Origin of the sequence: Veillonella sp. ICM51a (assembly GCF_000524355.1) — a bacterium.
GTDB classification, from domain to species: Bacteria; Bacillota; Negativicutes; order Veillonellales; family Veillonellaceae; genus Veillonella; species Veillonella atypica.
Genome location: NZ_JAPX01000049.1, coordinates 71888 through 96806, shown reverse-complemented (window position 1 = coordinate 96806; position 24919 = coordinate 71888). Strand labels below are relative to the sequence as shown.

Sequence of the window (24919 nt, the reverse complement as noted above, 5' to 3'; positions counted from 1 at the left end):
ACAATCAATAAAAAGGTGGTAAAACTATGAGTACAGGCAAAAATAAAATGTCCGTATTGCAGCTGACAATTTTAACAGCTGTAAATATGATGGGCTCCGGTATTATCATGTTGCCAACAAAGTTGGCACAGGTAGGTGCTCTTTCAATCGTATCTTGGTTGATCACAGCCGTAGGCTCCATGTGTTTGGCATACGCATTTGCTAAATGTGGTATGTATGGACGCAAAGGTGGCGGCATGGGTGGTTATGCTGAATATTCCTTCGGTAAAGCAGGGAACTTTATGGCAAACTATACCTATGGTGTATCTCTTTTGATTGCTAATATTGCAATTGCTATTTCCGCTGTAGGGTATGCAGCAACCTTTGCTGATGCAACATTAACACCATTAATGACTGGTATTTATACAATTTTCACGTTATGGCTTGCAACAGTATTGAACTTTGGTGGTGCTAGTATTACAGGTCGTGTATCTAGCTTTACTGTATGGGGCGTTATTGCACCAGTACTTGTAATTAGTACTGTAGGTTGGGCATATTTCTCCGCAGATATGTATGTGGCAAACTGGAATGTCAACAACATGCCATTTGGCGAAGCGGCTACAAACTCCATCGCCATGACATTGTGGGCTTTCCTTGGCCTAGAATCCGCATGTGCTAATGCTGATGCTGTAGATAATCCAGAAAAGAATGTACCAAAAGCCGTTCTTGGTGGCACATTAGGCGCTGCTGCGATTTATATCGTTTCTACTAATATGATGTTTGGTATCGTACCAGCTAGCGAACTCGTTAATAGTAACGCACCATTCGGTCTAGCGTTCGCATCCATGTTCAATGGTACAGTTGGTAAGATCGTTATGGGCCTTATGGTTATGTCTTGCTTCGGTTCCTTGCTTGGTTGGCAGTTCACGATTGCGAACGTATTTAAAGGCGCTGCTGACGAAGGTTACTTCCCTAAATTGTTCAGTAAAATTACATCTAAAGATGCGCCAGTAGTTGGTATGGTAACAATTACTATCTTGCAATCTTTTATGAGTTTGATGACAATTAGTCCTTCCTTAAGTGAACAATTCGAAACATTGGTTAACTTGGCCGTTGTAACGAATATTATTCCTTATCTATTATCCATGGGTGCCGTTATCGTATTGATGAAAGCTGCAAAACGTGCTGGTAGTGAACTTAAAGGTACGACATTCATCGCCTTTATCGGTTCCTTATATAGCTTATATGCATTGTATGCATCTGGTTTTGAAGCTATGACATACGGTTCTATTGTAACCTTTGCAGGTTGGACATTATACGGTTTCGTATCCGATCGTTTTGATTTAGAACATAATATTGGTAAATAGTACCATTAAGCTATTGTTATAAGAACTTTGGCGATACTATCTCCTTTGAATAGTCCTCTGCTATTAGAAGTATAGAATTCTAATAGTGGGGGGCTATTTTGTGTAATTTTAAAAATACTCAATATTAGGGTATAATAAAATAATATAGGTATAAAAGGGGGTAATTATGGATATATTAGCTGCAAGGCGTTCCATAGAACAACGATTACTAAAGCAATCCGTTGCATTAATGTCGTTGGTGGCCGTTAGTGGTACTATTATGGGTGTAATTACTGGTTCTAGTGCCGTATTATTAGATGGTATATTTTCATTCATCGATGTAATCATTAAGATTATGATGCTTATGACGGCCAAATTGGTAGCGCGCGAAACAAGTAAACGGTTCCAGTTTGGATATTGGCAATTTGAGCCTCTTGTGCTCGTTGTGGAAGGATTTTTTATCCTATTGATTGTATTATACGCATTGATTAGTGGTATAGGGGATTTACTAAATGGTGGTCGCCATGTTGATTTCGGTATAGCTATTTACTATGCTATTTTCTTTACTATAGCCGATACAGCATATTATTTTTATGTACATCGCATTAATAAAAGTTTACAATCGAATCTAATCAAGTTTGATAATGTGAGCTGGTCTGTTGACGCGTGGCTTGAGGCAGCCATCCTCATCAGCTTTATAGCTGCTATCTTGTTAGAGGATACATCATACAGTTATTGGGCGGTATATATTGACCCTATCGTTTTGATTGTACTAGCATTGCAAATGACACCATCTGTTATTAAGATTATTGTACCTTCTACAAAACAAATCTTGGGATGGGCGCCTTCATCCTTGCATGATGAGGTACAAGAAATCATGGATCGTTTTATGGAAAAATATTCATTTAAGGATTATGTGACGAGTGTACAGGCTTATGGTAACTCGCGCATCATAGAGATTGATATTCTAGTGCCAAAGAAGTTTCCTTATCAAACAATAGCAGAACTTGATCGTATTCGAAATGAAATAGATGAAGAAATCGGCGGTAATCCCACAGAGAAATGGGTCACTATTTCCTTCACTGCCACACGTAAATGGATGGCTAAGGATTATCTTCTCGATGAAGAAGATGATGAATAATGCTATATTTTATGGTATACTTAAATGTATTAAAATACTAAATTGTACGACATAATAGAAGAGGCTGATACTATGTTAGATTTGAAATTTGTCCGAGAAAATCTCGAATTAGTAAAACAAAATTTGGATAATCGTCATACAAAGGGTGATCTTGATACCTTTGTTGCTGCGTATGATGAACGAAAACAATTGATTCAAAAGGTTGAAGAATTAAAGGCATTACGTAATTCTGTAACAGAAAAAATCAGCCAATTAAAACGCAATAAAGAAAATGCAGATGATAAAATTGCAGAAATGAAACGCGTTGGTGATGAAATTTCTGAATTAGATGGTCGCATTCGCGAAGTAGAAGAATCTTTGCGCAATGCTGCGTTGATGTTGCCAAATATGTGTGATGCATCTGTTCCTGTTGGTGCTGATGAAGATGAAAATGTAGAACAACGCAAATGGGGCGAACCACGTCAATTTAATTTTGAACCAAAAGCGCATTGGGATATCGGCGAAGAATTAGATATTCTTGATTTTAACCGTGCTGTAAAAATGTCCGGTGCTCGCTTTACCGTATATAAGGGCTTAGGTGCTCGTTTAGAACGTGCTCTTATTAACTTCATGGTTGATCTTCATGTTGATAAGCAAGGCTATACAGAAATGATGACACCATATATGGTAACTCGTGAAACGTTGACAGGTACAGGTCAATTGCCTAAATTTGCTGAAGATATGTACCACGTTGAGAATACAGAATACTTTTTGATTCCTACTGCTGAGGTTACATTAACAAATTATCACAGCGGTGAAATCTTGAGTGAAGATGAATTGCCTAAATATTACACTGCATTTACTGCCTGTTTCCGTGCTGAAGCAGGTTCAGCTGGCCGTGATACACGTGGCTTGATTCGTCAACATCAATTTAATAAGGTAGAAATGGTAAAACTTTCAAAACCAGAAGATTCTTGGAATGAATTAGAAAAATTGACAGATAATGCAGAAGAGGTATTACGTCTATTAGAATTGCCATTCCGTGTTATTACATTGTGTACTGGTGATATCGGCTTTGGTTCTGCTAAAACGTATGACGTAGAAGTATGGATGCCTGCACAAAATAAATATAGAGAAATTTCTTCTTGCTCCAATATGACGGACTTCCAAGCTCGTCGTGCAAATATTAAATTCCGTCGTGGTCCTAAAGGCAAACCTGAATTCGTTCATACATTGAATGGTTCTGGCCTTGCAGTAGGTCGTACCGTAGCGGCAATTTTGGAAAATAATCAACAACCAGATGGTTCCGTTGTGATTCCTAAGGTGTTGGTTCCATACATGGGTGGCGTAGAAAAAATTACGCCTGCCAAATAAGGAGGTCCCATGAAATTCTTTATAGATACAGCCGAATTTAGTGAAATTAAAGATGCTTACTCTTATGGCTTTATCGACGGGGTAACGACAAACCCATCCCTAATTGTGAAAGCTAAACGCGATTTAAAACAAGTAATTAAAGAAATCGCGGATCTTGTAGATGGCCCTGTGAGTGCAGAGGTCATTGCTAGTGATGCACCGGGTATGATTGAAGAAGCACATGAGCTTGTAAAACTGGGATCTAATGTGGTTGTTAAAATTCCAATGACTCCAGAAGGCTTGAAAGCCGTTGCAGTGCTTTCAAAAGAAGGCATTAAGACAAATGTAACATTGATTTTTTCTGCTAATCAAGCATTATTGGCGGCTCGCGCTGGTGCTACATATGTGAGCCCTTTTGTAGGGCGTATCGACGATATTAGCATGGATGGATTGACCTTAATTCAAGACATTGCGGATATCTTTGCTATTCACGGTATTAATACTGAAATTATCGCTGCTAGCGTACGTACACCATTGCATATTTTACAATGTGCGAAAGCTGGTGCCCATATTGCAACAGTGCCATATAAAGTGTTGTTACAAGCTATGAAACATCCATTGACCGATGCAGGTTTAGAAAAATTCATGGCTGATTGGAAACAAGCTAATCAATAAGTAATATAAACATCTTTTTAAGGAGGCCCTAAAATGGATCGTACTTTATCTTTAGAATTTGCTCGTGTAGTCGAAGCAGCTGCACTTCGTAGTGGTCGTTTGTTAGGTCGTGGTCAAAAAGACGAAGCCGATGGCTTAGCAGTTGATGCAATGCGTCAAGCATTTGACTCGGTCCGTATTTCCGGTACCGTTGTTATCGGTGAAGGTGAAATTGACGAAGCTCCTATGTTATATATTGGTGAACATGTTGGTGCAGGCGGTCCAGAAGTAGATATTGCAGTAGATCCAATCGAAGGAACGAATTTGATTGCCAAAGGCCAAAATGGTGCTATTGCTGTTATGGCGATTGCTGAAAAGGGTGGCTTGTTACATGCACCAGACATGTACATGGAAAAGATTTGTGTAGGTCCTCGTGGTGCTGGCGCTATTGATATTACAAAATCTTTGACAGAAAATATTCAAAACGTAGCTGCAAAGATGGGCCGTAAGGTTGATGAAATCAACTTGGTAATGCTAGATCGTGAACGTCATTATGGTTTAATGAAGGAAGCTCGTGATTTAGGAGCTCGTATTATGCTTATTTCTGATGGTGATGTTAACCCTGCAATGGAATGCTGTATCGAAGGTTCTGGCGTACATATGGTTGTCGGTACTGGTGGTGCACCAGAAGGCGTATTAGCCGCAGCAGCACTTAAATGTGCAGGTGGCGATATGCAAGCCCGTTTGAAACCAGGAAATGAAGAAGAAATTCGTCGTTGTCATGAAATGGGTGTCAAAGATGTTAACCAAGTATTGACACTTGATGATTTAGTTCGTACTGACGATGTAATCTTTGCTGCTACAGCGATTACACGTGGTAACTTATTGAATCCTATTCAATACTTCCCAGGCGGTGCTCGTACGCATACTATTGTAATGCGCTCTAAAACAGGCACTGTACGATTCCTAGATACGATTCATAGAGATGAAAAATTAACAACATTGAAAGCTCGTTAATTTCTTTGCTTTCAGTAAATAGTCTGTGTAGACCCCTAAGATTAGATTGATAATCTTAGGGGTTTTTACTTGATGAGAAAGCCTAAAAAATAGTATAATAATCGTTAGTATATAACAGTGTGACGAATATGGTTATACATGAACATAACCATTTTGATATAAGAAATGTAGGAGGAATTCTTTTGGAAAAGCTCGTTATTAAAGGCGGTAATCAGCTGAATGGTCGCGTGCGCGTTAGTAGTGCGAAAAATGCGGTGTTGCCTATTATTGCAGCTACTTTATTAGCATCAACACCGAGTAAATTATTGGAAATTCCAAATTTAGAGGATGTTGGTACCATCTCCCAAGTTATTGAGTCTTTGGGCGTTAAGATTACACGAAACGAAGCTGATGATGAAATTATCTTCGATGCATCCATGTTGACGGCTACCGAAGCTCCTTATGAATTGGTACGCAAAATGAGAGCATCCTTCCTTGTGATGGGACCATTATTGGCTCGCAAAGGGGAAGCTAAGATTTCTATGCCTGGTGGTTGTGCTATTGGTGCGCGCCCTATCGATTTACATTTAAAAGCGTTTGAAGCATTGGGTGCAAAAATTGAAATCACAGAAGATTATGTATATGCACATGCTCCAGAGGGCTTACAAGGCACTCAAATTTACTTGGATTTCCCAAGTGTAGGGGCTACTGAAAATGTAATCATGGCTGCTTCTATGGCTAAGGGTAAAACAGTTATTGAAAATGCTGCAGAAGAACCAGAAATCGTTGATTTAGCTACATTCTTGAATGCGATGGGGGCCAATATTCGCGGTGCGGGTACGAATGTGATTCGTATTGAAGGTGTAGAATCCTTGCATGGTGCTATCCATACCGTTATTCCAGATCGTATTGAAGCTGGTACATATTTAATTGCTGCGGCTATGGCTGGCGGTGATGTATTCGTAGAAAATGCATTACCTGAACATTTGAAACCCGTAGTGGCTAAATTGAAAGAAGCAGGCGTTACCGTAGAAGAAGATATTGACGGTATTCGTGTTATTAGCACAGGCAAAGGCTTAAAAGCTGTAGATATTAAAACATTACCATATCCTGGATTCCCTACAGATATGCAAGCTCAATTCATGGCGTTTACTACTATTGCGGAAGGCACAAGTACAGTAACGGAAACTGTATTTGAAAATCGTTTTATGCATGTTGCTGAATTGCGTAAGATGGGGGCTCATATAGATATTGATAATCGACAAGCTATCGTAGAAGGGATGCAATCCTTACATGGCGCTGTTGTGAATGCAACTGATTTACGTGCTGGGGCGGCTTTAGTTTGTGCAGGCTTAGCTGCGGAAGGTACAACAGAAATAGGTCGTTTACATCATATCGATCGCGGTTATGATGATTTAGTGGGTAAATTGAAAAGGTTAGGTGCCGATATTGTTCGGGTTGACGAATAAGAACAAAAGGCCAAAACAGAATACAAAGAAACGAAGCCGGCGTAAACAAGTGCCGGCTTTGCGTCGCAGTCAAGATAATGATGGAAAAGCTAAAAAAGAGTCGGTTGTAGAGCGCACTTCACGAGCTGCTATGGTCAAGGTAACGGAATTACGTCGCAAAGAACGCCGTCAAAAACGGACTAAGCCTATAGCAAAGACCACTCCAGCTATGACATTGAAGCGTATTGTATCCCCTCAGAATGTAGGAGAAACGGTGTTTAAATTTGGTCGTTCCCTTACATTTGATTTGGGTATCGATTTAGGTACAGCCAATGTTTTAATCTATGTCAAGGGCAAAGGACTTGTTCTAGATGAACCTGCTTGTGTAGCGAAAGATACTCGGACTGGCGATGTATTAGCAGTAGGTGAAAGCGCACGTCGCATGATTGGGCGAACACCGACGGGGATTGAGGTCATACGACCGGTGCAAGCAGGTGTAATAGCGGATTATGACATGACAGAATTTATGCTCAAGTATTTTATTCGTTCTGTTGTTCCTGCATCTCGTCTCATGAAAACACGTATCGTTGTTTGCGTTCCATCGGGGATTACTCCCGTTGAAAAACGTGCTATTCTTGAAGCATTACTACGAACTGGGGCTAAGAAGACGGTTCTTATTGAAGAGCCTTTAGCAGCGGCTATGGGCACAAATTTAAATGAAGCGGATAAGGTTGGTGCTATGGTCGTAGATATAGGCGGTGGCACTACGGATATTGCCGTCCTTTGTGATACAGGTGTCGTAGTGAGTGAATCGTTGCGTATTGGCGGAGATTCTTTTAATGAGGCTATTATTCAATATGTACGGCGCAAGAAAAAGCTTGTCATTGGTCCTCTAACGGCGGAAGAAATAAAGATATCTGCAGGCACTGTAGACCGGCGTTCTGAAGAGCGAGAGGTAGAAATTCGGGGGCGTGATGTTATTAGCGGTTTGCCTAAGATAGTTACATTACATTCGCTAGAAATACAGCGTGCATTAGAGTCTCAAGTTATGAGTATTCTTGAGGCAATCAAGTCTATATTGGAAAAAACGCCACCTGAATTGGTGGCTGCTATAGGCGATCATGGTATTATTCTCACCGGTGGTGGGGCGTTGATTAGTGGGCTTGACCGTGTTATTTCTCGATCTGTTGGCATAGCTGCTTATTTAGTCGAATTACCAAGGTATGCGGTAATTAAAGGGGTAGCAAAAACATTAGATGAAATGTCATCATTGCGAGATACATTAGAAGACTTACAATAGAATTAGAAAAGCTGAGGTGGGAAACCGTCTCAGCTTTTTGTATTATTGCGAGAAATAGTGTATACTACAAGTGAATAGATTGTATAAAATTAATAATAAAGTATAATCTAATTTGAGTTGTTATATCTAGTTCTGATTTATAACAGAATACGTTAACATACAGAATTTATAAACTCTATATATTGTAAAGGAGTTCGATGATGATACGCCTTAAAACAGCCGCTATAATAGCATCTATTATGGTAACAACTACTGTTACTGTTTGTGCCGGTGATTTGACAGCCGTGCGAGTATCCGATTATGATGGTGCAAGCCGTATTGTTTTTGATATGACTGAATTACCTTTATCCTGGACTAAGTCATATAACGCAAACCAAAATACGGTTACCTTGAACTTAGCCAATACAACTAATAAAATTTCCAATGCCGCAGAACGTACAACACATAAGATCGGTGTGTTGAAAGGTATGTCCTTTCAACCTACTAATGATGGTTTACAAGTGAGACTATCTGCCAATCAATCGATTAATTACCATGCTTTCACCCTATCAAATCCCAATCGTGTGGTTGTTGATTTATTTTCAGATTACAGTCAGAAGACAACGAAAAGTGTAGGTGCATCGATTCAGACTGCTAACATAAAAACAGCAGTTAACGAGGGATTAATTCGCGCTTATGCGATGACAGTTAGCAATGATGCACCAATGGTGGTAGCAAGTGTGCCCGGTGGAAAGCCTTTGTCCTCGATTTCACAGCAACACATTGCTGCTGTCGGTTTATCCGTTCCGGGAAAGAGCTTTGATAAACCGTATTCGGTTAGTGCATCTGGTGAGGTAGATTTAAATCGCATTCAATCCATTGGCGTTCTTCGCTATACGCCAAGTAGAGGGTATTTTATAGAAGAGAAGAAACCATTGTTGCAGGCTAAGACACCTAAATCTACGTTGGTGATTACCACTGTAAATGGTCCACGTAGAAATAATGCTCTTACGCTATATACATCTAGTTTTGGTGAAAGTACAAATACAAATGAATTCGGTTATGAAGTGACAGTAAGTAATGGGAAGGTTCTTAAGGTGGGAAATGGCAATTCCGCATTAGGGAACAATCAATTTGTATTGTCTGCTCATGGTGCGGCCATAGCTTCATTAAAATCTTTAAAAGTGGGCACGCCTGTTGTATTACAACCACGTCAGGAACTTGCGAAGGTAGAAACTGCTGGTGGCGCTATGGTTGAAGGGGGCACACTGGTTTTACATAATGGTAGTTATGTGGGCCCTAAAAATTCTGCGAATCGTAGTCGAAGTTTCATCGGCACAACAAAGGATGAAAAGCTCGTTGTAGCCACTGTAGATAAACATAATGCTTCTTCTGTAGGTGTTACACTAGAAGAAGGGGCTAATCTATTGACCTCTTTAGGGGCTATCAATGGATTTGAATTATCTAATCAAGGCAGTGTTGATGTAGAGGTTGATGGCCATTATACTCACAAAGGTAATGAAACGCCTAGTACTTATGAAAAAATACTTATAATCAAGTAATGAGTTGCATACAATTTTGTTTGAAAAAAAGCTAGAGATTTAGTATAATATCTTTATGTATTCTATTGTAAAAGGAGGGATCGTTATGAAAAAGACACTTTTAGCCTTAGCTGCTTTAACAGCATTAGGTATTACTTCTGTAATGGCGGCCCCTGTATCATACCAAAGTGTATTAACAGGTAAAGTTGCTTCTACTGTTGCTGTTGGCACTTCTGTTACAGAAGGTCAAACATTGGTGACTGTAGAAACATTGGCAGGCCCTATGGCGGCAGCTAAATCCACGGTGAATGGCACTGTGACTGCAGTTGATGTTACAGTAGGTTCAGATATTTCTCGTGATCAAGTCGTTGTCACTGTAGAAAGCAAATAAAGGAGATAGGAATGAAGTTTTCTCATTCTTGGCGTCGGTATAGAAAAACGATACTGGCGCTTTTCTTCTGTAGTGCTCTATCATCGGCACAGGCAGTTGATTTTATGCCTGTTCAAGATGTACAGACTGGTATGGAAGGTATAGCAAAAACAGTAATAGTAGGGGATACGATATCGAATTTTAATGTTAAGGTATTGGGCGTTATGAAGGATAAAGGCCCATCTGGACATTTAATTCTTGCAAAGTTTTCTGGCCCTGTTATGGAACAGACCGGTGGCATTGCGCATGGTATGAGTGGTAGTCCTGTATATATTAATGGGAAACTTGTAGGTGCCGTAGCATATGGTTGGGGCTTTGCTGATGGCACGATTGGCATGATAACGCCTATCGAAGATATGGTGAAATTATGGAATATACCGTATGAAAAGAATTTGACAAATACTTGGTCAGACAAACAATTAATTCCAATGAAAACTCCTTTGATGGCCTATGGATTTGATAGTACATCTATGGAGTATTTTAAATCAAAATTACCACAATACAATTACGAAACCTATGATACAGCTAGTTCTAGTAGTGATGATATTGCAAAGCCGTTAGAGGCTGGTGGTTCTGTAGCAGCGTTATTGGTTGATGGCGATTTAAAACTCGGTGCTATTGGTACCGTTACCTATGTTGATGGCAAACAAATGGTGGCCTTCGGGCATCCGTTCTTGAAACATGGTTCCGCTAATTATTTTATGCATAATGCCAATATTTTTACGGTTGTTAAAAGTTATGAATCCGCCTTTAAACTAGGTTCTATGGGACGTGAAATCGGTACCGTTACTGAGGACCGTGGCGCAGGTATTGCCGGTGTCTCTGGTACTATTTCTAGTGGGATTCCAGTTCGCTTTCATTTAAAAGATATCGATATGGGCCGTGATAAGCAGTCTAATGTAAAGGTTATTGAAGATAAGGATATGACACCTACATTGGCGGCTACAGCACTGTATAATATGTTGAATAAGACATTAGATCGCAGTGGTGCCGGTACTGCTAAAATTACCTATACGATTTCACCACGTAATGGTGAACAAAAATCATTAACGCGAACCAATATGTTCTACAGTTCTGAATCTATTAGTGAAAAAACGGTTGATGAATTTTACAATGTTATCGATGTATTGATGAACAATCGCTTTATTAACTATGAAATTGCGGATATCAATGTGGAAACAGAGGTAACACAAGATAAGAAAACGGCAAAACTTGTAGATGCAGCTGCATCATCGACAGTTGTATCTCCAGGGGATACAATCGTAGTTGACGTTACATTGGAACCATATCGTGGGGAAAAAGTCAATAAAGAGGTATTCTTCACAGTACCTAAAGACCAACCTTTAGGTAAATACACCTTAGAGGTTCGTGGTGGTGGCGAAATCCCATTGCCTTATGTATTGGAAAAACAAAAATATAATTTGACTGATGAAGTTCTACGCCGTTTAAAAGTTTACAAAGACTTTAACGATTTGTTTGATGAATTACAAAAGACTGATACGAATAATCAAATTGTTGTAGAAATCTTAGAAGATGGCGTTAGTCTTGTAAATGAAGAGGCTTCTACAAGCTCTGTGAAAAAGGCAAAACTTCAAGGTGTAGAAGATAAACCTAGCCCTGGAGATCTTAAAAAGAAAAAAGGTAGTGAAGACCTTAGCGATGGCAAAGATGATGAAAAGAAAAATGAAAAAACTGCTATCGACACAGAGTATATTGTTCAAGGGGACGGTCAATTTACAATCCAAGTTATGAGTGTTAAAGACCGTGACAAAGCATTAGCTAAACGTGCTAAAGAAGCTAAAGAACAGGTTAAGATGGAACATAAATTGGAATTAGAAGATCAAGGTAATAAAAAAGATTCCAAAGCATCTCAAAATAAAAAAGACAAGTCTGTTAATAAACCATCTAAGGAAAAACCATCCAAGGATAAACCAGCAGGTGATGCACCTTCGAATGAGAAACCATCTAATGATAAACCTTCAAATGATCAAGTAGAGTAAAATTTGAAATATAAGCAAATAGTAAGGGGGACTGTTGTGAATTGGCTTGAGACGATAGGTCGCAATGTAATGGCCGGCTTATCGAATGTGGGTACTGCCATGCTACTTGTATGGCAGACCATAAAACAATTAAAAATGCTCAATGCATGGCACGTGCTGCAACAGATGGCTCATCTTGGCGTAGACTCACTACCGATTATTAGTCTGACACTATTATTTGCAGGTGGTGTAATGACATTACAAATAACAGATGTGTTAATTACCTATGGTGCACAAGGTACGGTAGGCGGACTCATGGCCGTTGCGATGGGCCGTGAATTAGGACCTATTCTTGTAGGCGTTGTATTAGCAGGCCGTGTAGGGGCTGCTATTACGGCTGAAATTGGTACGATGAAGGTTACAGAGCAAATCGATGCATTACGCGTTATGGCTGTAAATCCAATCGGCTATCTCGTTGTACCTCGCGTTGTAGCCTGCATGATTATGGTACCAATCCTCGCATTTTATGGCGTTGTCATTGGTATTGCAGGTGGTTATTTTGTAGCTACTACTATTAAGGGGTTAGCACCAGCCACCTATTTAGATTCGATACAAATGTTTTCAACCATTTCTGATTTTACATTAGGGTTAATTAAATCTAGTGTTTTTGGTGCTGTCATCGCTCTTGTAGGGTGCTATAAGGGAATGCATACCAAGATGGGGGCTGAAGCTGTTGGTTTCTCCACTACTAGTTCTGTAGTAACAAGTATTATCTTAGTATTTGTATTAAATTATTTTTTATCAACTCTACTCTTTTAATCGATTATCTCGAACGAGGACTTTATGATTGAATTACGTGATGTGGTTGTAGCCTATGACACGCGTGTAATATTAGATTCTGTTAATCTGACCATTGAAGATGGGGAGACGCTTGTTATTTTGGGTGGTAGTGGTAGTGGTAAAAGTACGCTATTACGCTTGATTATAGGTTTACAACGCCCCACATCAGGCCAAATTATTGTTGATGGTGTAGATATTACTACATTATCTGAAGAAGAATTTAATAAGGTACGTCAAAAGATGGGCATGGTATTTCAATACTCCGCATTATTTGACTCTATGTCAGTGGGGGAGAATGTCGCCTTTGGACTAAGGGAACATACCAATCTAAGTGATGATAAAATTCAACATATTGTTGATGAGCGACTCGGTTGGGTTGGGTTGAGCGGATATGAGTCTTACATGCCTAATGAGTTATCTGGGGGGATGAAGAAACGGGTTAGTCTTGCTCGGGCTATCGCTCTTGATCCGACGCTCATCTTATACGATGAACCTTCGTCTGGTCTAGACCCCATTACATCGGGAACGATTAGCATGCTCATCCGAGGTATGCAAGAACGGTTGGGCTGTACATCTATCGTAGTAACTCATGATATGCAATCTGCTTTTTATGTGGCTGACAGAATTGCATTACTTGATAAGGGAAAATTTATAGAAGTATCTAAAACAGAGGATTTTAAAAACTCACCTAATCCTAAAGTACAACAATTTATTCATGGTGAGGCGGAGGCTATCGATATCGGAACAAGGAGAGACAGATAATGAAGTGGACGACGGAAGCTAAAGTAGGGGCTTTCACAATTGTAGGTGTTGTGTTGTTCGTGCTGGGCATCATATTTGTGGGGCGTATAGACGTATTTGCAAAACCTCAGATGACGATTACCGGTGATTTTGCTCAAGTTAATGGGTTAAAAAATGGTAATCAGGTTAAATTTTCTGGTGTCGCAATTGGTACGGTTTCTGATATTGAAATTACACCATCTGGTGTTTTGGTGAAGATGAAAGTCGATGATAAAACTCAAATACCAAGCGATTCAACATTTACCTTAGGATCTGATGGATTCTTAGGGGATAAATTTATTCAAATTTCACCTGGCAAATCAACCGTATATTTACATGATGGTGATTCCGTTAAAGGTGAAGGGGTCGATGCGATGGATAAAGCCATGCAAAGTGCTCAAAAATTAATGGCTGGTACAGAACAAATGTTGCAATCCATTAATAATATTATTGGCGACCCTAAAACACAAGACGCATTAAAACATTCGTTGCAATCTACGGCTGTCATGGCTGACAATGCGGTAGCGGTTACACAAAATATGGCAGATGTGACGGCTCAGCTAAATCAAGCTGCTCAACAATTTAATGCCGATGGTAATGCTGGTAATGACATGCGTGCTATCTTGACGAATATTAAACAAACTACGGATCGTGTTGATCACATGGCGCGTTCCATGGAAGGAACCGTAACGGATCCAAAAGCACAAGAAAATATTAAAGCAACATTGCATAATACGGAGCAAATTTCTGCTCGTGTCAATAAATTGTTAGGTGGCAAACCATATGCATCTGAAACCGTTAATGGTTCCTCGGAGGCTAATGGTTCTGAAAAAAAGTCATCTATTAAAGTAGAACCTTCTGTGGATTTACTTTATAATACAAATCAAGAAGAGGTCCGTATCAATGGTCGTGCTCGCGTTTACACAGATAAAGGCATGGGTGAATTTGGACTTTCTAATATTGGTGATGATACCGATTTTGATTTGAATGGCGGTAAATTTATCGCAAATAAATGGTTAGTACGCGGTGGTATTTTTGAAAGCAAGCTCGGATTTGGCATTGACTATAATCCACGTGGGTCTTTTGGTGTTTCTGCAGCTATGTATGATTTGAATCATCCTAAATATCGACTACGTTCTGATATACGCTTACATAATAATACGTACGGTGTTGTGCAAATGACACGCCCATTTGGTTCTTCAAATGGAGGCACCTACTTTGGTATTAAACAAGTCTTTTAAAACACATATCGTGTGGAGGTATACGTATGAATAAGAAGGCCTTTTCTTTAGCCATAATATTATCGATGGCTACAACAGGTGCATTCGCAAGTGACGTTGTTTCTACATCTGTCAATAATGGTGATAAACTCACAAAACTTCAAAAAGAAGCTATTCAATTAACTCAACAACAATTAGCTCAAAAAGCTTCTCAAGATGCACAACAATATGAAGTCGCATTGAACCTAAATGAAGATAGCACAGTTTCTCTTGCACTGGCTAATAACCGTACTGCAAAACAATCCTTGTGGGATTATCAAGCTGCAAAAGCCACAGTAAGTGCTACAGCAGCAGGAAAAAATCCTAATGTATCCTATGCATGGCAAGGTGCTCGTAATCACGGTGCCAATACTATGACGGGGAGAACTGTTACTAGTAAGACTGGTCAACATAGCTTCACTATTAAGGCCCCTGTATTTAGCCCTGAGTTAGATGCTAATATTGATAAGTCTCGCTTTGCTCGTGAAGGTAGTGGTGCTGCTTATGAAGAAGCTTTACAACAAGCTAAATATGATGCTATCAATGGATACTACACATTGATTATGTATCGTAACAAGGTAGACGTAGCAAACCAAGCTGTTAAGGATTACCAAGGTCATGTGGATAATGTAAAGGCTCAATATAATGTAGGTCTTGTAGCTAATTCTGATGTATTGGCTGCGGATACTAATTTGGCTGACTCTCAAACAAACCTTGTAAAAGCGCAAAATGCAGCGAATTTAGCGGAAGCAAACTTGAATTTGGTGATTGCATATCCAACACAAACGTCTATTACAACAGCAGAACATGATTTGCAATACAAACCATATGCTGTTACATTAGAACAAGCAAAAGCGTATGCTATGCTTCATCGTTCTGCTCTTGTACAATCTGCGATGGCTGTAAAACAAGCTGAAGAGGGTTTAAAAGCTGAGAAAGCTGGTTATTTACCAACAGTAGGTGTCGAAGCTGGCCGTGGCTATGCTGATCCAGATGGCTACTTTGGTACAAGCAGTAAATCTTGGCATATTGGCGCATCCGCTACATGGAGTTTGTGGGATGGGGGCCAAACACAAAATAAAATTAAGGTTGCTCAAGATACATTAGAAAAGGCTAAGGAAGCTAATTTAGCAGCTGTTGATAAGGTAAATCTTGCTGTGCAACAAGCATACCTTAACTTGCGTTCTGCAGAACAAACAATTCAAAGTACGCAAACGGCAGTACATCAAGGTCAAGAAAACTTCCGTATTGCAACACTTCGTTACCGCGCTGGCGTAGGTACAAACCTTGATGTACTCGATGCAGAAACTAAATTGACTGAATCTCGCAATAATTATGTAGATGCTTTATATAATTACAATGTAAGTATTTCTGCTCTTGAACAAGCAACAGGTATCCCTTTGGATACTCCTGTAGGTCAAGGGGCAAGTATTATTGCTAATAGTGGTGCTGTAGAACAATTAGCAGCATTAGCGACAGCTACACCTGCAAAAAAATAATCATAGAGATAATATACACTCTATTTAAAATGACGATTGCTTCGGCGGTCGTCATTTTTTTATCGTTGAATGAACTGTATTACATTTTGATTTCATAAAATTTATACATCATATACTATTGAAATATCATAGAGTATGGTAATATTGATGTATAAATAAGCGTAATTTTTTTAGGTGTGGGGTTTCCTATGACAAGGAAAAAATGGTGCCTAATTGGTGCAGCAGTTTTAGGATTGGGTGTAGCTGGAATAGCTACTTCCATCAATCCAATTGCAGAGCGATATGTGGCGCCCATGGTACAGGAACAACTACATAATACAGTTAGAGGTACAATTCAGTATGATTCTATGCACATCGCTTGGAATGGGGATGTAGTACTGCAAAATGTATCATTAAGGGATGAAAATGACCATTTGGTAGCGGCCGTTCCGACTATGAATGTATCAATGAAATGGACATCTGCTCCATCTATTTTGATGGGGAATTCAAGTGGTGCAGCCATCGTTTCTACCATTACTTTAGAAAAACCGGACGTCCATGTGTGGCAACTAGCTGATGAATCTTGGAATGTAAATTCTTTATTGGAGTCATCCTCAAAAAATGATAAGAAATCATTTGATGGCAATATCGTCATTAATGATGCTACAGGTGCTGTTCGATTTAAAGATGGTAATGTACATAGGCTATCCAATCTAGATGGAAATATAGCCTTAAATGTTGATGGTATGACAAAAGGGGCATTAAATGGACTTTTAGATGACCATTCAATCGCTGTTAATGGCTCTATCGACATGAATAAAATGGATGATTTTGATTTGTTTGTTCGAGCCGAGTCTGTTGATATATCAGGCATTATGAATATGGTTCCATCCAATAAAAATTTCTCTATAACATCTGGTATATTACATGATGTAAAAGCGCAGATTACGGGGCGTGATGGCAAGTATTCTATGTCTGGTAATTTAGCCTTTGATGGCGTTGGTGGTACCTATAAAAACGGGTCTACTACATACCAAATTGGACAGGGTAATGGTAAGATTTTCTTCCAAAATAATACTGTTTTAATCACTCATAGTGGCTGGTATGTAAACGATCAAGCCGTTAAGGTGAATGGGTTGGTAACATTAGGGGATGAGGTTGGTTTAAACTTAAATGCTGTTGCTGATTCCGTAGCTTTAGAGGCTTTCACCAAAAATCAAATTACTGGTAACGTAGGTGCCCGTGTTCATATCGGCGGTACTAGTGTTAATCCCTATGTATCTGGTTCTATAAAGAGTGATGCCATCTCGTATGATAGCTATCATATCGATAGTGGAGAGGCTAATTTTAGTTATTCCGATGGCACAGTGGATATTCACGATGCTTCATTGTACATTGGTAATGGTAGCGTAAAAGCCAAAGGACAATACGGTATTGATAGTGGTGAATTTTCCATTGGTGGTACGATTCATAATGCAGAAATAGCTCCATTTACACAAAATTTATCTACACCGGCATCTGGTATTGTGAATGGAGAATTTTCTGTAAAAGGAAAAAATAGTGATATTACCTCCATAGAAGGTAATATAGTGGGAACGAGTCTATCCGTGCGTGGTATATCTATTGATTCTGCTCGCGTAAGCTTTAATAATGTAGGCGCCTTGACAAATATAGCCGTTACGGGGGCGATAGGGAATGGCCAACTTAGTGGATATGGAACGATTGATAATAATCTATTGAATCTATCCTTGTCGGCGGATTCATTAGATGCATCTAATTTTTCAAGTCTTGTTGGTAATAGTATATCTGGCAATATTACAGGCCATGCTTCTATTACAGGAAATTTAGATAATCCATCTGTGACAGGTAGTGTTACAAGTCCTGAGATTGTCTATAGTGGGGCTCATTTTAATTCCATTAATGCAGGCTTTACTATTAAAAATCATATATTAGAATTAACAAATACATCTATAGGTGATGGAGATGGTGCCATTACTATAGGGGGTACATTTGATTTAAATTCTAATGCACTTAATATGCGGGCGCGTGCTAAAGCTGTCCGGATAGAGAACTTGATTCGGCCGTTTTCTGATGTTCCGCTTACTGGGTGGTTTGAATCTGAAAATGAAATTCGTGGTACTTTAGATAATCCTTATGTTCAGGGCCATGTTCACTTATATGACGGTTCTTATAATGGTAAATTGATTAGTGATGCAAAGGCAGATTATACATTAGAAAATAAGACTCTTACACTACCTAAGTTTACTATTCAAGGATATGGTGCTGTCATTCAAGGGGCTGGTACTATGTCAGAAGATGCTCTAAATATCGATTTAGAAGGTAAAGATATAGATATTGGTAGGTTATTAGTCAATACTGATTATGATGTAAAAGGCTATGTACAAGCTAAGGGGCATATTGGAGGCTCTTTATACAATCCTAATTTTAATGGATCTGTTACATCTAACTTCTTAACCATTAATGGCGAAGGTATCACCAATATTTCTGGTACATTATATGCAGATAAAACCGTTGTTAATTTAGAAAAATTTGAATTTGATGAAGAACAAGGTGGCCATTATATGGCCCGTGCAGGTATGTCTACTGTGGGCGATAAGCGATTGTTTGGTACATTACAGGTGACAAATGGTCGTGTAAGCAATCTATTATCCCTACTGGGAAAACCGGTGGATAAATTAGATGGTTCTTTGAGTGGTACAGTTGATTTAGGTGGTACCTATGGCAATCCAAGCCTTAATGTGGTGGGTTCAATTAAGGATGTAACTATTGATACTAAGGTAGTGGGCGATGCAAAGATAGATGCCAGTCTAGAAAATCGTAAGTTTAAAATTCGAACATTAAAATTACCTGTTGATGATGGACTTATTGCTGCTGGTGGTACTGTTGATTTAGATGGTGATGCAGATTTACAAATTGCAGTTCGCGATGTTGATATAGAACCATTCTTACCGCTTATTGGTGATAATATTAATGCAACTGGTTCCGTTACCGGTGTTATCAATATGACAGGGGCTACACAAAATCCTAAGGTTGAATTGTCCGCGAGCCTTGCCAATGGTTCTTATAACGGTATCGATATTGATCAAGGCTTTGTATTGGCAACCATGGAAAATCATGTTATTAACGTTCAACGTATTCAAGGGGTTAAAGAAGACTATAAGCTAAGTGCATATGGCAAGATTCCTTTAGCCGCGTTGTATACGACTGGATATCTAGATGCGAATGATTCTAAAGCGATGGATATGACTGTTGACTTTAATGAGGCTGATATGGCTGTTATCCCTTTGATTACTCCTACGGTGAAAGACGCAACCGGGGCATTAAAAGGTGTTGTTCATGTAACAGGAACTATTGATCAACCAGAAGCGTACGGTACAGTATCTGTTCGAAATGGTACCATAAAGATAAAGACTGTAGGGAATGAGCTTAAGAATATTGATGGGGATTTAATTTTCTCAGGTCAACAAGCAGATTTTCAATCTCGCATATCTGCGGGCAAAGGGACCGCTGGCTTAGCAGCGAAGGTTAATTGGACAGGTCATACCATGACTAGTTACCGTGCAGCCATTCAATTGGATGGGTTAGATTTATCTAACGAGTATATTTCAGGTCCATTAAAGGGAGAACTCTATATAGCTGAAAAAGAGGGAATCCCTACACTTATGGGGAATCTAAATCTAGAGAATATGAAGTTCAAAATTCCACTTTCCTTAGAAACTAGTGAAAGCACGCGTGATTTGGGGATTGATGTTAACGTACATGCTGGTAAAAATGTACGACTCTACGATAGAACCTTGTATAATATGCGTATTAGTGGAGATGTTCATTTTGGGGGCTCTGTATTTAATCCTACCTCTAGTGGACAGTTTAACGTGGTGAGTGGTACGTTTAAATATCTAAGCCATACCTTTGATATTACAAAGGGGACTGCAACTTTTACATCTGGAACGTATTTGCCTATGCTTCAACTAGATGCGGAAACAAATGTAGGTACTTATAATATTTATCTTGGCGTGAAAGGTACTGTGGACCATATGGATTTAACGCTTAAATCCGAACCAAGCTTATCGCGTAAGCAAATCATTTCTATGTTGACCTTTGGTCGTGGTGAACCATCGAATAGTAGTACAATTACCAATGAAGATGCCAATGCATTAGCTGTAGCTGGTGCACAAATGTTTGCTTTTGGTTATGTACAAGATGCAGTGCAAAATGCATTGGGTTTAGATCGTGTTAATATTACGACAGGCTCCATAGATCCGAATGAACCTACTAGTAGGGAAACATCGGGAAATTATAATATCGAAATCGGCAAATATGTCTTGCCGAGAACGATGATTACCTATACGCAAGGTATCAATAATAAACAAAATAAATATGGTATTGAATACTCGTTACGGCGAAATGTTAAGTTTAATGCTTGGCATACATCACAAGGTAGTACCTATATTGGTGGACGTTGGACACGAGAGTTCTAGCAATGATGACTATAATGAAGAATCTGAATAAGGACCTTCATTATAGTCATTTTAATTTCATAAAATTGAATTATAGTAGTACTAATTCCCAGTATTATATGATATAATAATAAAGATTTAATACTCTTTAAAGAGGGATAATTTTAGGAGGATTTTATGTTAACAAGCAAAGCCTATAAACGTATGCTAGCAGCATCTGTGTTGACTGCTGTTATGGGTACTGGCAGTGTGTTTGCTGCAGAAGTACAAACAGGCTATACACCAGATATGAATGCAACTGCTACAGCAGATACTGCAACTACTGATGATACAACGACTAAAGCAGCTGTATACAATGCGGGTACAGAAAAGGGTGCTAATACACAAGATAATACTGATGCGGCAATTTTAGCTGCTCGTGGTGACACTACATTATCCACTGATGGTACTGTTGTGCAAGGTTCTGATGGCACAGTTACCGTTAATAACGGGGCTTTAAAAACAGACGATAAACAAGTTAAAATGGTTTCCAAAACTACAGCAGGTACAGACTTGGATAAGGTTGCAGAAAACGGTCAGGCACAAGCTGTAACATCTGTTGAAGCTCAATACGTTACTGCTGTTAGTGCTGATTCTGTTAACCCATTTGTAGGTAAAACAATTACAGGCTTATCTATCTCTGGTATTCCTGCAGATCAAGCGGCGCAATTAATGACATTGTTATCTGAAAAGGTAGGCGATGCTGTTTCCGTTGATGGTGTATTTAAAGATGTACAAAATTTGGGTAACAGTGGCTATTTCTCAGAAGTGAACCCTGTCTTTACATCTGTTCCGGAAGGCGTGAAAATTGACTTTGCTGTTGTGACTAACCCTGTAGTACATGGTGTTGTATTTGAAGGTAACTCTGTATACACATCCGATGTATTAACTAAATATATGGCAATTCCTGAAGGCCAAATCATGAACTCCGTATATGTAGGCCAAAAGGTACAAGGTATCAATGCCGCGTATGCTCGTGATGGTTATATGTTATCTCATGTAGATGGTATTGCTGTAGATGACAATGGTATGATTCATATCCATATCGTGGAAGGCATTGTAGAAGATATTGTACCAGCTGGTAATAAGAAAACTCGTAACAAAGTTATCACTCGTGAGTTCGTACAAAAAACTGGTAAACCATTCAACAAGTTCTTAGTTCGTCGTTCCGTAGAACGCGTGTACAACTTGGGTTTCTTTGATGATGTAAATGTACGTATGTTACCAGGTGAAAAAGATCCTAACAATGTAATTATTGAAATTGACGTATTGGAACATAAAACAGGTACAATCACATTAGGTGCAGGTTATTCTAAATCCGATGGCTTGATGGGTATCGTTGAATTTGGTGAAGATAACCTTCGCGGTACAGGTGATAAATTTAAAGTTCACTGGGAAATCGGTGGTAAGAAGAAATATAAAAACTACCAAATTTCTTACTTGAAACCTTGGATTGACCACAGAGGTACTTCTCTTGGATTCTCCTTCTTCAACCGTGAAGATGAATACACTGACTATGATAGCGATGGTAGCGAAGTAGCAGAATACAACAAAAAATCCAAAGGCTTTAATATCTCCTTTGGTCGTCAAACAGGCGAATATACACGCGACTATTTAACACTTGAATCCCGCTCTGATAAATACAAATGGGATAATGACGATAGCTCGGGATTCCGTTATGATGCGGGTACTGGTGCAGGCCCTAATAATAGATGGAATAACGGCTCATATGATTTTGCCGGCATGGATTATGTAGGTAAAAACTTTGGTCGCATCAATTCCATTTCATGGCAAAAGGTATATGACTCCCGCGATAACATTTATGAACCAACTCGTGGTCGTCGTATTTCCTACACTGCACAATGGGCTGGTCATGGCTTAGGCGGTGATTTTGATTTCTATAAATTCACAGCTGAAATGCGTGCATACAAAAAAGTAGGTTCCAAAAATGTATTGGCCTTCCGTGCACGCGGTGGTTTCATCCAAGGTGATGCACCATATAGCCAATTGTTCACATTAGGTGGCGCAGATACATTACGTGGTTACGAAGATGATCAATTCCGCGGTAAAAATATGTATAATGCGACATTGGAATTCCGTTTCCCTATCGTGAAAAAGGTAAGTGGCGTATTATTTACAGATATCGGTGATGCTTGGGATGCTCCTAATGTTCCTTGGTATAAAAATACTAAGAGCTTTAACTATGGCGTTGGTGCCGGTGTTCGAATCACTACACCAATCGGTCCTGTTAAACTCGACTATGGTATTGGCAAGGATAAGAAGAAATTCCACTTCAGCTTCGGTACACAATTCTAATATTGAGACATATTATGGTGAAAGCACCTTCTATAGAGGGGGCTTTCACCAATATCTCTATTATGGCACTCATAGTGCGTAGATTAACAGAAATGAGGAATGTTCATTATGATGAGAATGATGAATAACAAGAAGAATGTGAAAATATTCTCCATTGTTATTGCCGCAATTTTTATTATCGGTATTGGTGCGTTAGCCTATACTCAAATGGCTACACCTGGTACTAGTGCTACTAGTAATGTAGGTGTAATCGATATGAGCCGTTTGGATAATCCTGAAAACCCTGTATATGTAAAAGCTGCTAAGGAATTTACCGATTATCGTAGTCAAGTAGCAGCAGATATGCAAGCAAAGGTAGATGCTGCTCAAGATGATGCTACTAAAGCTAAAATTAAGCAAGAAGCACAAGCTAATGTAGAAAAGAAAATGGAAGAAATGAATAAACAGATGGCTGACCAAACAATGGAAGCAGCTAAAGCTGTTGGTAATGCTAAGGGTTTATCTGTAGTTCTTCCTAAAGATGCAGTTCTTTATGGTGGTGTAGATATTACTGATCAAGTACTAAAAAAACTAGCATCTGATGCAAAATAATAACGATACAAAGGTAATCAGATAAGGGTGAGCAGTATGAAGCTAAATAAACGGTATATAGGATTATTTCTGTTTTTAGCAGCTGCACTGATTGCGATGTATGGAGCCTATGGATTTATTACTAATCGGCAATCTTCAGAAGGGCCATCTATTGGGGTAGTACAAATTGATGATGTACTAGAGTTTAATCCGTCTTATGAAGATTATAAGAATGCGAAAGCAGAGTTGGAACAGCTTAAAGCTCAATATGCCTTAGAACAGGAGGCGTTGAATACCAAGTCTGACTTGCAGAATGAACAACTTAAATCCTTGTCTCTAGACCCGACATTGTCGGATGCGTTAAATATTGAATTACAAACGCGAATCGCTACAAAACAAAATCAACTTAATGCACAGCTAGATGCTAAACGGGCTGAACTGGTACAAAAATACATGAAAGAGCTCAAAGTTGCTAACAAGGGATATGACTTGGAGATTGTAAATCTACAATTACAACTATATGCTTTTGATAGCCGTGTTTATATCGATGATGCGCAGAAAGAAGCGGCTCAGGCACAAAAAGCTGAATTGGAAAGCCGACTTCAAAGCTTGCTGGCTAAACGTAAACCATCCAATTTTGATATGGATGCTATACGGGCTAAAGTAGATGCAGAATTAAAACCTATCCGTGATGCAGGGGAACAAGAACTTAAACAATATGCCGAATCTGTACAAGCTGAACTAGCAAAGAAACGCGATACAATGATGCAAAATCAAGCTAAAGCGATTGTATCGACGAATAATTTGCCAGTTCCTCAAGAGTGGAACGATAGTTGGGCAAAGAAATTATCGGATAAAGAGGCAGAGGTAAATGCACTTCATGAGGCCATTTTAGAGGACGTGCGGATGCGCGTTGCTATTATTGCTCAAGAACGTCATTTAGACCTTGTTTTGATTGATCATGGTGGAAATATCAAAGGGCTAGATATAACAGATGCTGTGAAAGCGTCATATCGAGTTCAGTAAGGAGTATA

Annotated in this window: 18 protein-coding genes; all 18 read left to right on the top strand. The window is 39.2% G+C overall.

Features of this window, described 5'->3' with window-relative positions; all coding sequences use genetic code 11:
* Positions 1-26 precede the first annotated feature (26 nt).
* The 18 genes from potE (at position 27) to HMPREF1504_RS09375 (ending at position 24911) form a co-directional block, all read left to right on the top strand.
* Positions 27-1346, top strand: coding sequence for a putrescine-ornithine antiporter (gene potE, locus HMPREF1504_RS09460; protein ID WP_005379822.1), 1320 nt, complete (start codon positions 27-29; stop codon positions 1344-1346).
* A gap of 166 nt (positions 1347-1512) precedes the next feature.
* Positions 1513-2466 (top strand): cation diffusion facilitator family transporter, encoded by a 954-nt coding sequence (locus HMPREF1504_RS09455; RefSeq protein ID WP_005379813.1) that lies wholly within the window; start codon positions 1513-1515, stop codon positions 2464-2466.
* 72 nt (positions 2467-2538) lie between these two features.
* Positions 2539-3819 (top strand): serine--tRNA ligase, encoded by a 1281-nt coding sequence (gene serS, locus HMPREF1504_RS09450; protein WP_038125231.1) that lies wholly within the window; start codon positions 2539-2541, stop codon positions 3817-3819.
* Positions 3820-3828: 9 nt separating this feature from the next.
* A complete protein-coding gene (fsa, locus tag HMPREF1504_RS09445) occupies positions 3829-4473 on the top strand; it encodes a fructose-6-phosphate aldolase (protein WP_038125230.1) in 645 nt (214 codons plus the stop codon).
* Positions 4474-4506: 33 nt separating this feature from the next.
* Positions 4507-5469 carry a class II fructose-bisphosphatase gene (gene glpX / locus HMPREF1504_RS09440; RefSeq protein WP_005376616.1) on the top strand — a complete coding sequence of 321 codons (963 nt, stop codon included), beginning with the start codon at positions 4507-4509 and terminating at the stop codon, positions 5467-5469.
* Positions 5470-5651: 182 nt separating this feature from the next.
* Entirely contained in the window at positions 5652-6917 is a 1266-nt protein-coding gene (murA, locus tag HMPREF1504_RS09435) for a UDP-N-acetylglucosamine 1-carboxyvinyltransferase (RefSeq protein WP_009661423.1), read from the top strand.
* Positions 6918-6966: 49 nt separating this feature from the next.
* The gene (locus HMPREF1504_RS09430) at positions 6967-8196 is read left to right on the top strand and encodes a rod shape-determining protein (protein ID WP_038125229.1); all 1230 of its coding nucleotides are present in this window, start codon (positions 6967-6969) and stop codon (positions 8194-8196) included.
* Positions 8197-8396: 200 nt separating this feature from the next.
* Positions 8397-9737, top strand: a complete 1341-nt coding sequence (locus tag HMPREF1504_RS09425; protein WP_038125228.1) for a phosphodiester glycosidase family protein — start codon at positions 8397-8399, stop codon at positions 9735-9737.
* Between the two features lie 85 nt (positions 9738-9822).
* Positions 9823-10107: a biotin/lipoyl-containing protein gene (locus tag HMPREF1504_RS09420; RefSeq protein ID WP_009661435.1), complete on the top strand. Its 285-nt coding sequence runs from the start codon at positions 9823-9825 to the stop codon at positions 10105-10107.
* An 11-nt stretch (positions 10108-10118) separates the two neighbouring features.
* Positions 10119-12146 (top strand): SpoIVB peptidase S55 domain-containing protein, encoded by a 2028-nt coding sequence (locus HMPREF1504_RS09415; protein WP_038125227.1) that lies wholly within the window; start codon positions 10119-10121, stop codon positions 12144-12146.
* Between the two features lie 36 nt (positions 12147-12182).
* Positions 12183-12944 (top strand): ABC transporter permease, encoded by a 762-nt coding sequence (locus HMPREF1504_RS09410; protein WP_038125226.1) that lies wholly within the window; start codon positions 12183-12185, stop codon positions 12942-12944.
* A 24-nt stretch (positions 12945-12968) separates the two neighbouring features.
* Complete coding sequence (locus HMPREF1504_RS09405; RefSeq protein ID WP_009661471.1) at positions 12969-13727, top strand: ABC transporter ATP-binding protein; 759 nt, start codon at positions 12969-12971, stop codon at positions 13725-13727.
* Positions 13727-14986, top strand: a complete 1260-nt coding sequence (locus HMPREF1504_RS09400) for an MlaD family protein (protein WP_005381827.1) — start codon at positions 13727-13729, stop codon at positions 14984-14986. The genes HMPREF1504_RS09405 and HMPREF1504_RS09400 overlap by 1 nt, the downstream gene beginning before the upstream one ends.
* Before the next feature lie 26 nt (positions 14987-15012).
* Complete coding sequence (locus HMPREF1504_RS09395) at positions 15013-16503, top strand: TolC family protein (protein WP_005381813.1); 1491 nt, start codon at positions 15013-15015, stop codon at positions 16501-16503.
* Positions 16504-16691: 188 nt separating this feature from the next.
* Positions 16692-20981: a translocation/assembly module TamB domain-containing protein gene (locus HMPREF1504_RS09390; protein WP_038125225.1), complete on the top strand. Its 4290-nt coding sequence runs from the start codon at positions 16692-16694 to the stop codon at positions 20979-20981.
* A 156-nt stretch (positions 20982-21137) separates the two neighbouring features.
* A complete protein-coding gene (locus HMPREF1504_RS09385; protein WP_038125224.1) occupies positions 21138-23315 on the top strand; it encodes an outer membrane protein assembly factor in 2178 nt (725 codons plus the stop codon).
* 108 nt (positions 23316-23423) lie between these two features.
* Entirely contained in the window at positions 23424-23906 is a 483-nt protein-coding gene (locus HMPREF1504_RS09380; RefSeq protein WP_038125223.1) for an OmpH family outer membrane protein, read from the top strand.
* Between the two features lie 36 nt (positions 23907-23942).
* Positions 23943-24911 (top strand): hypothetical protein, encoded by a 969-nt coding sequence (locus HMPREF1504_RS09375; RefSeq protein ID WP_038125222.1) that lies wholly within the window; start codon positions 23943-23945, stop codon positions 24909-24911.
* The last annotated feature ends 8 nt before the right edge of the window (positions 24912-24919 follow it).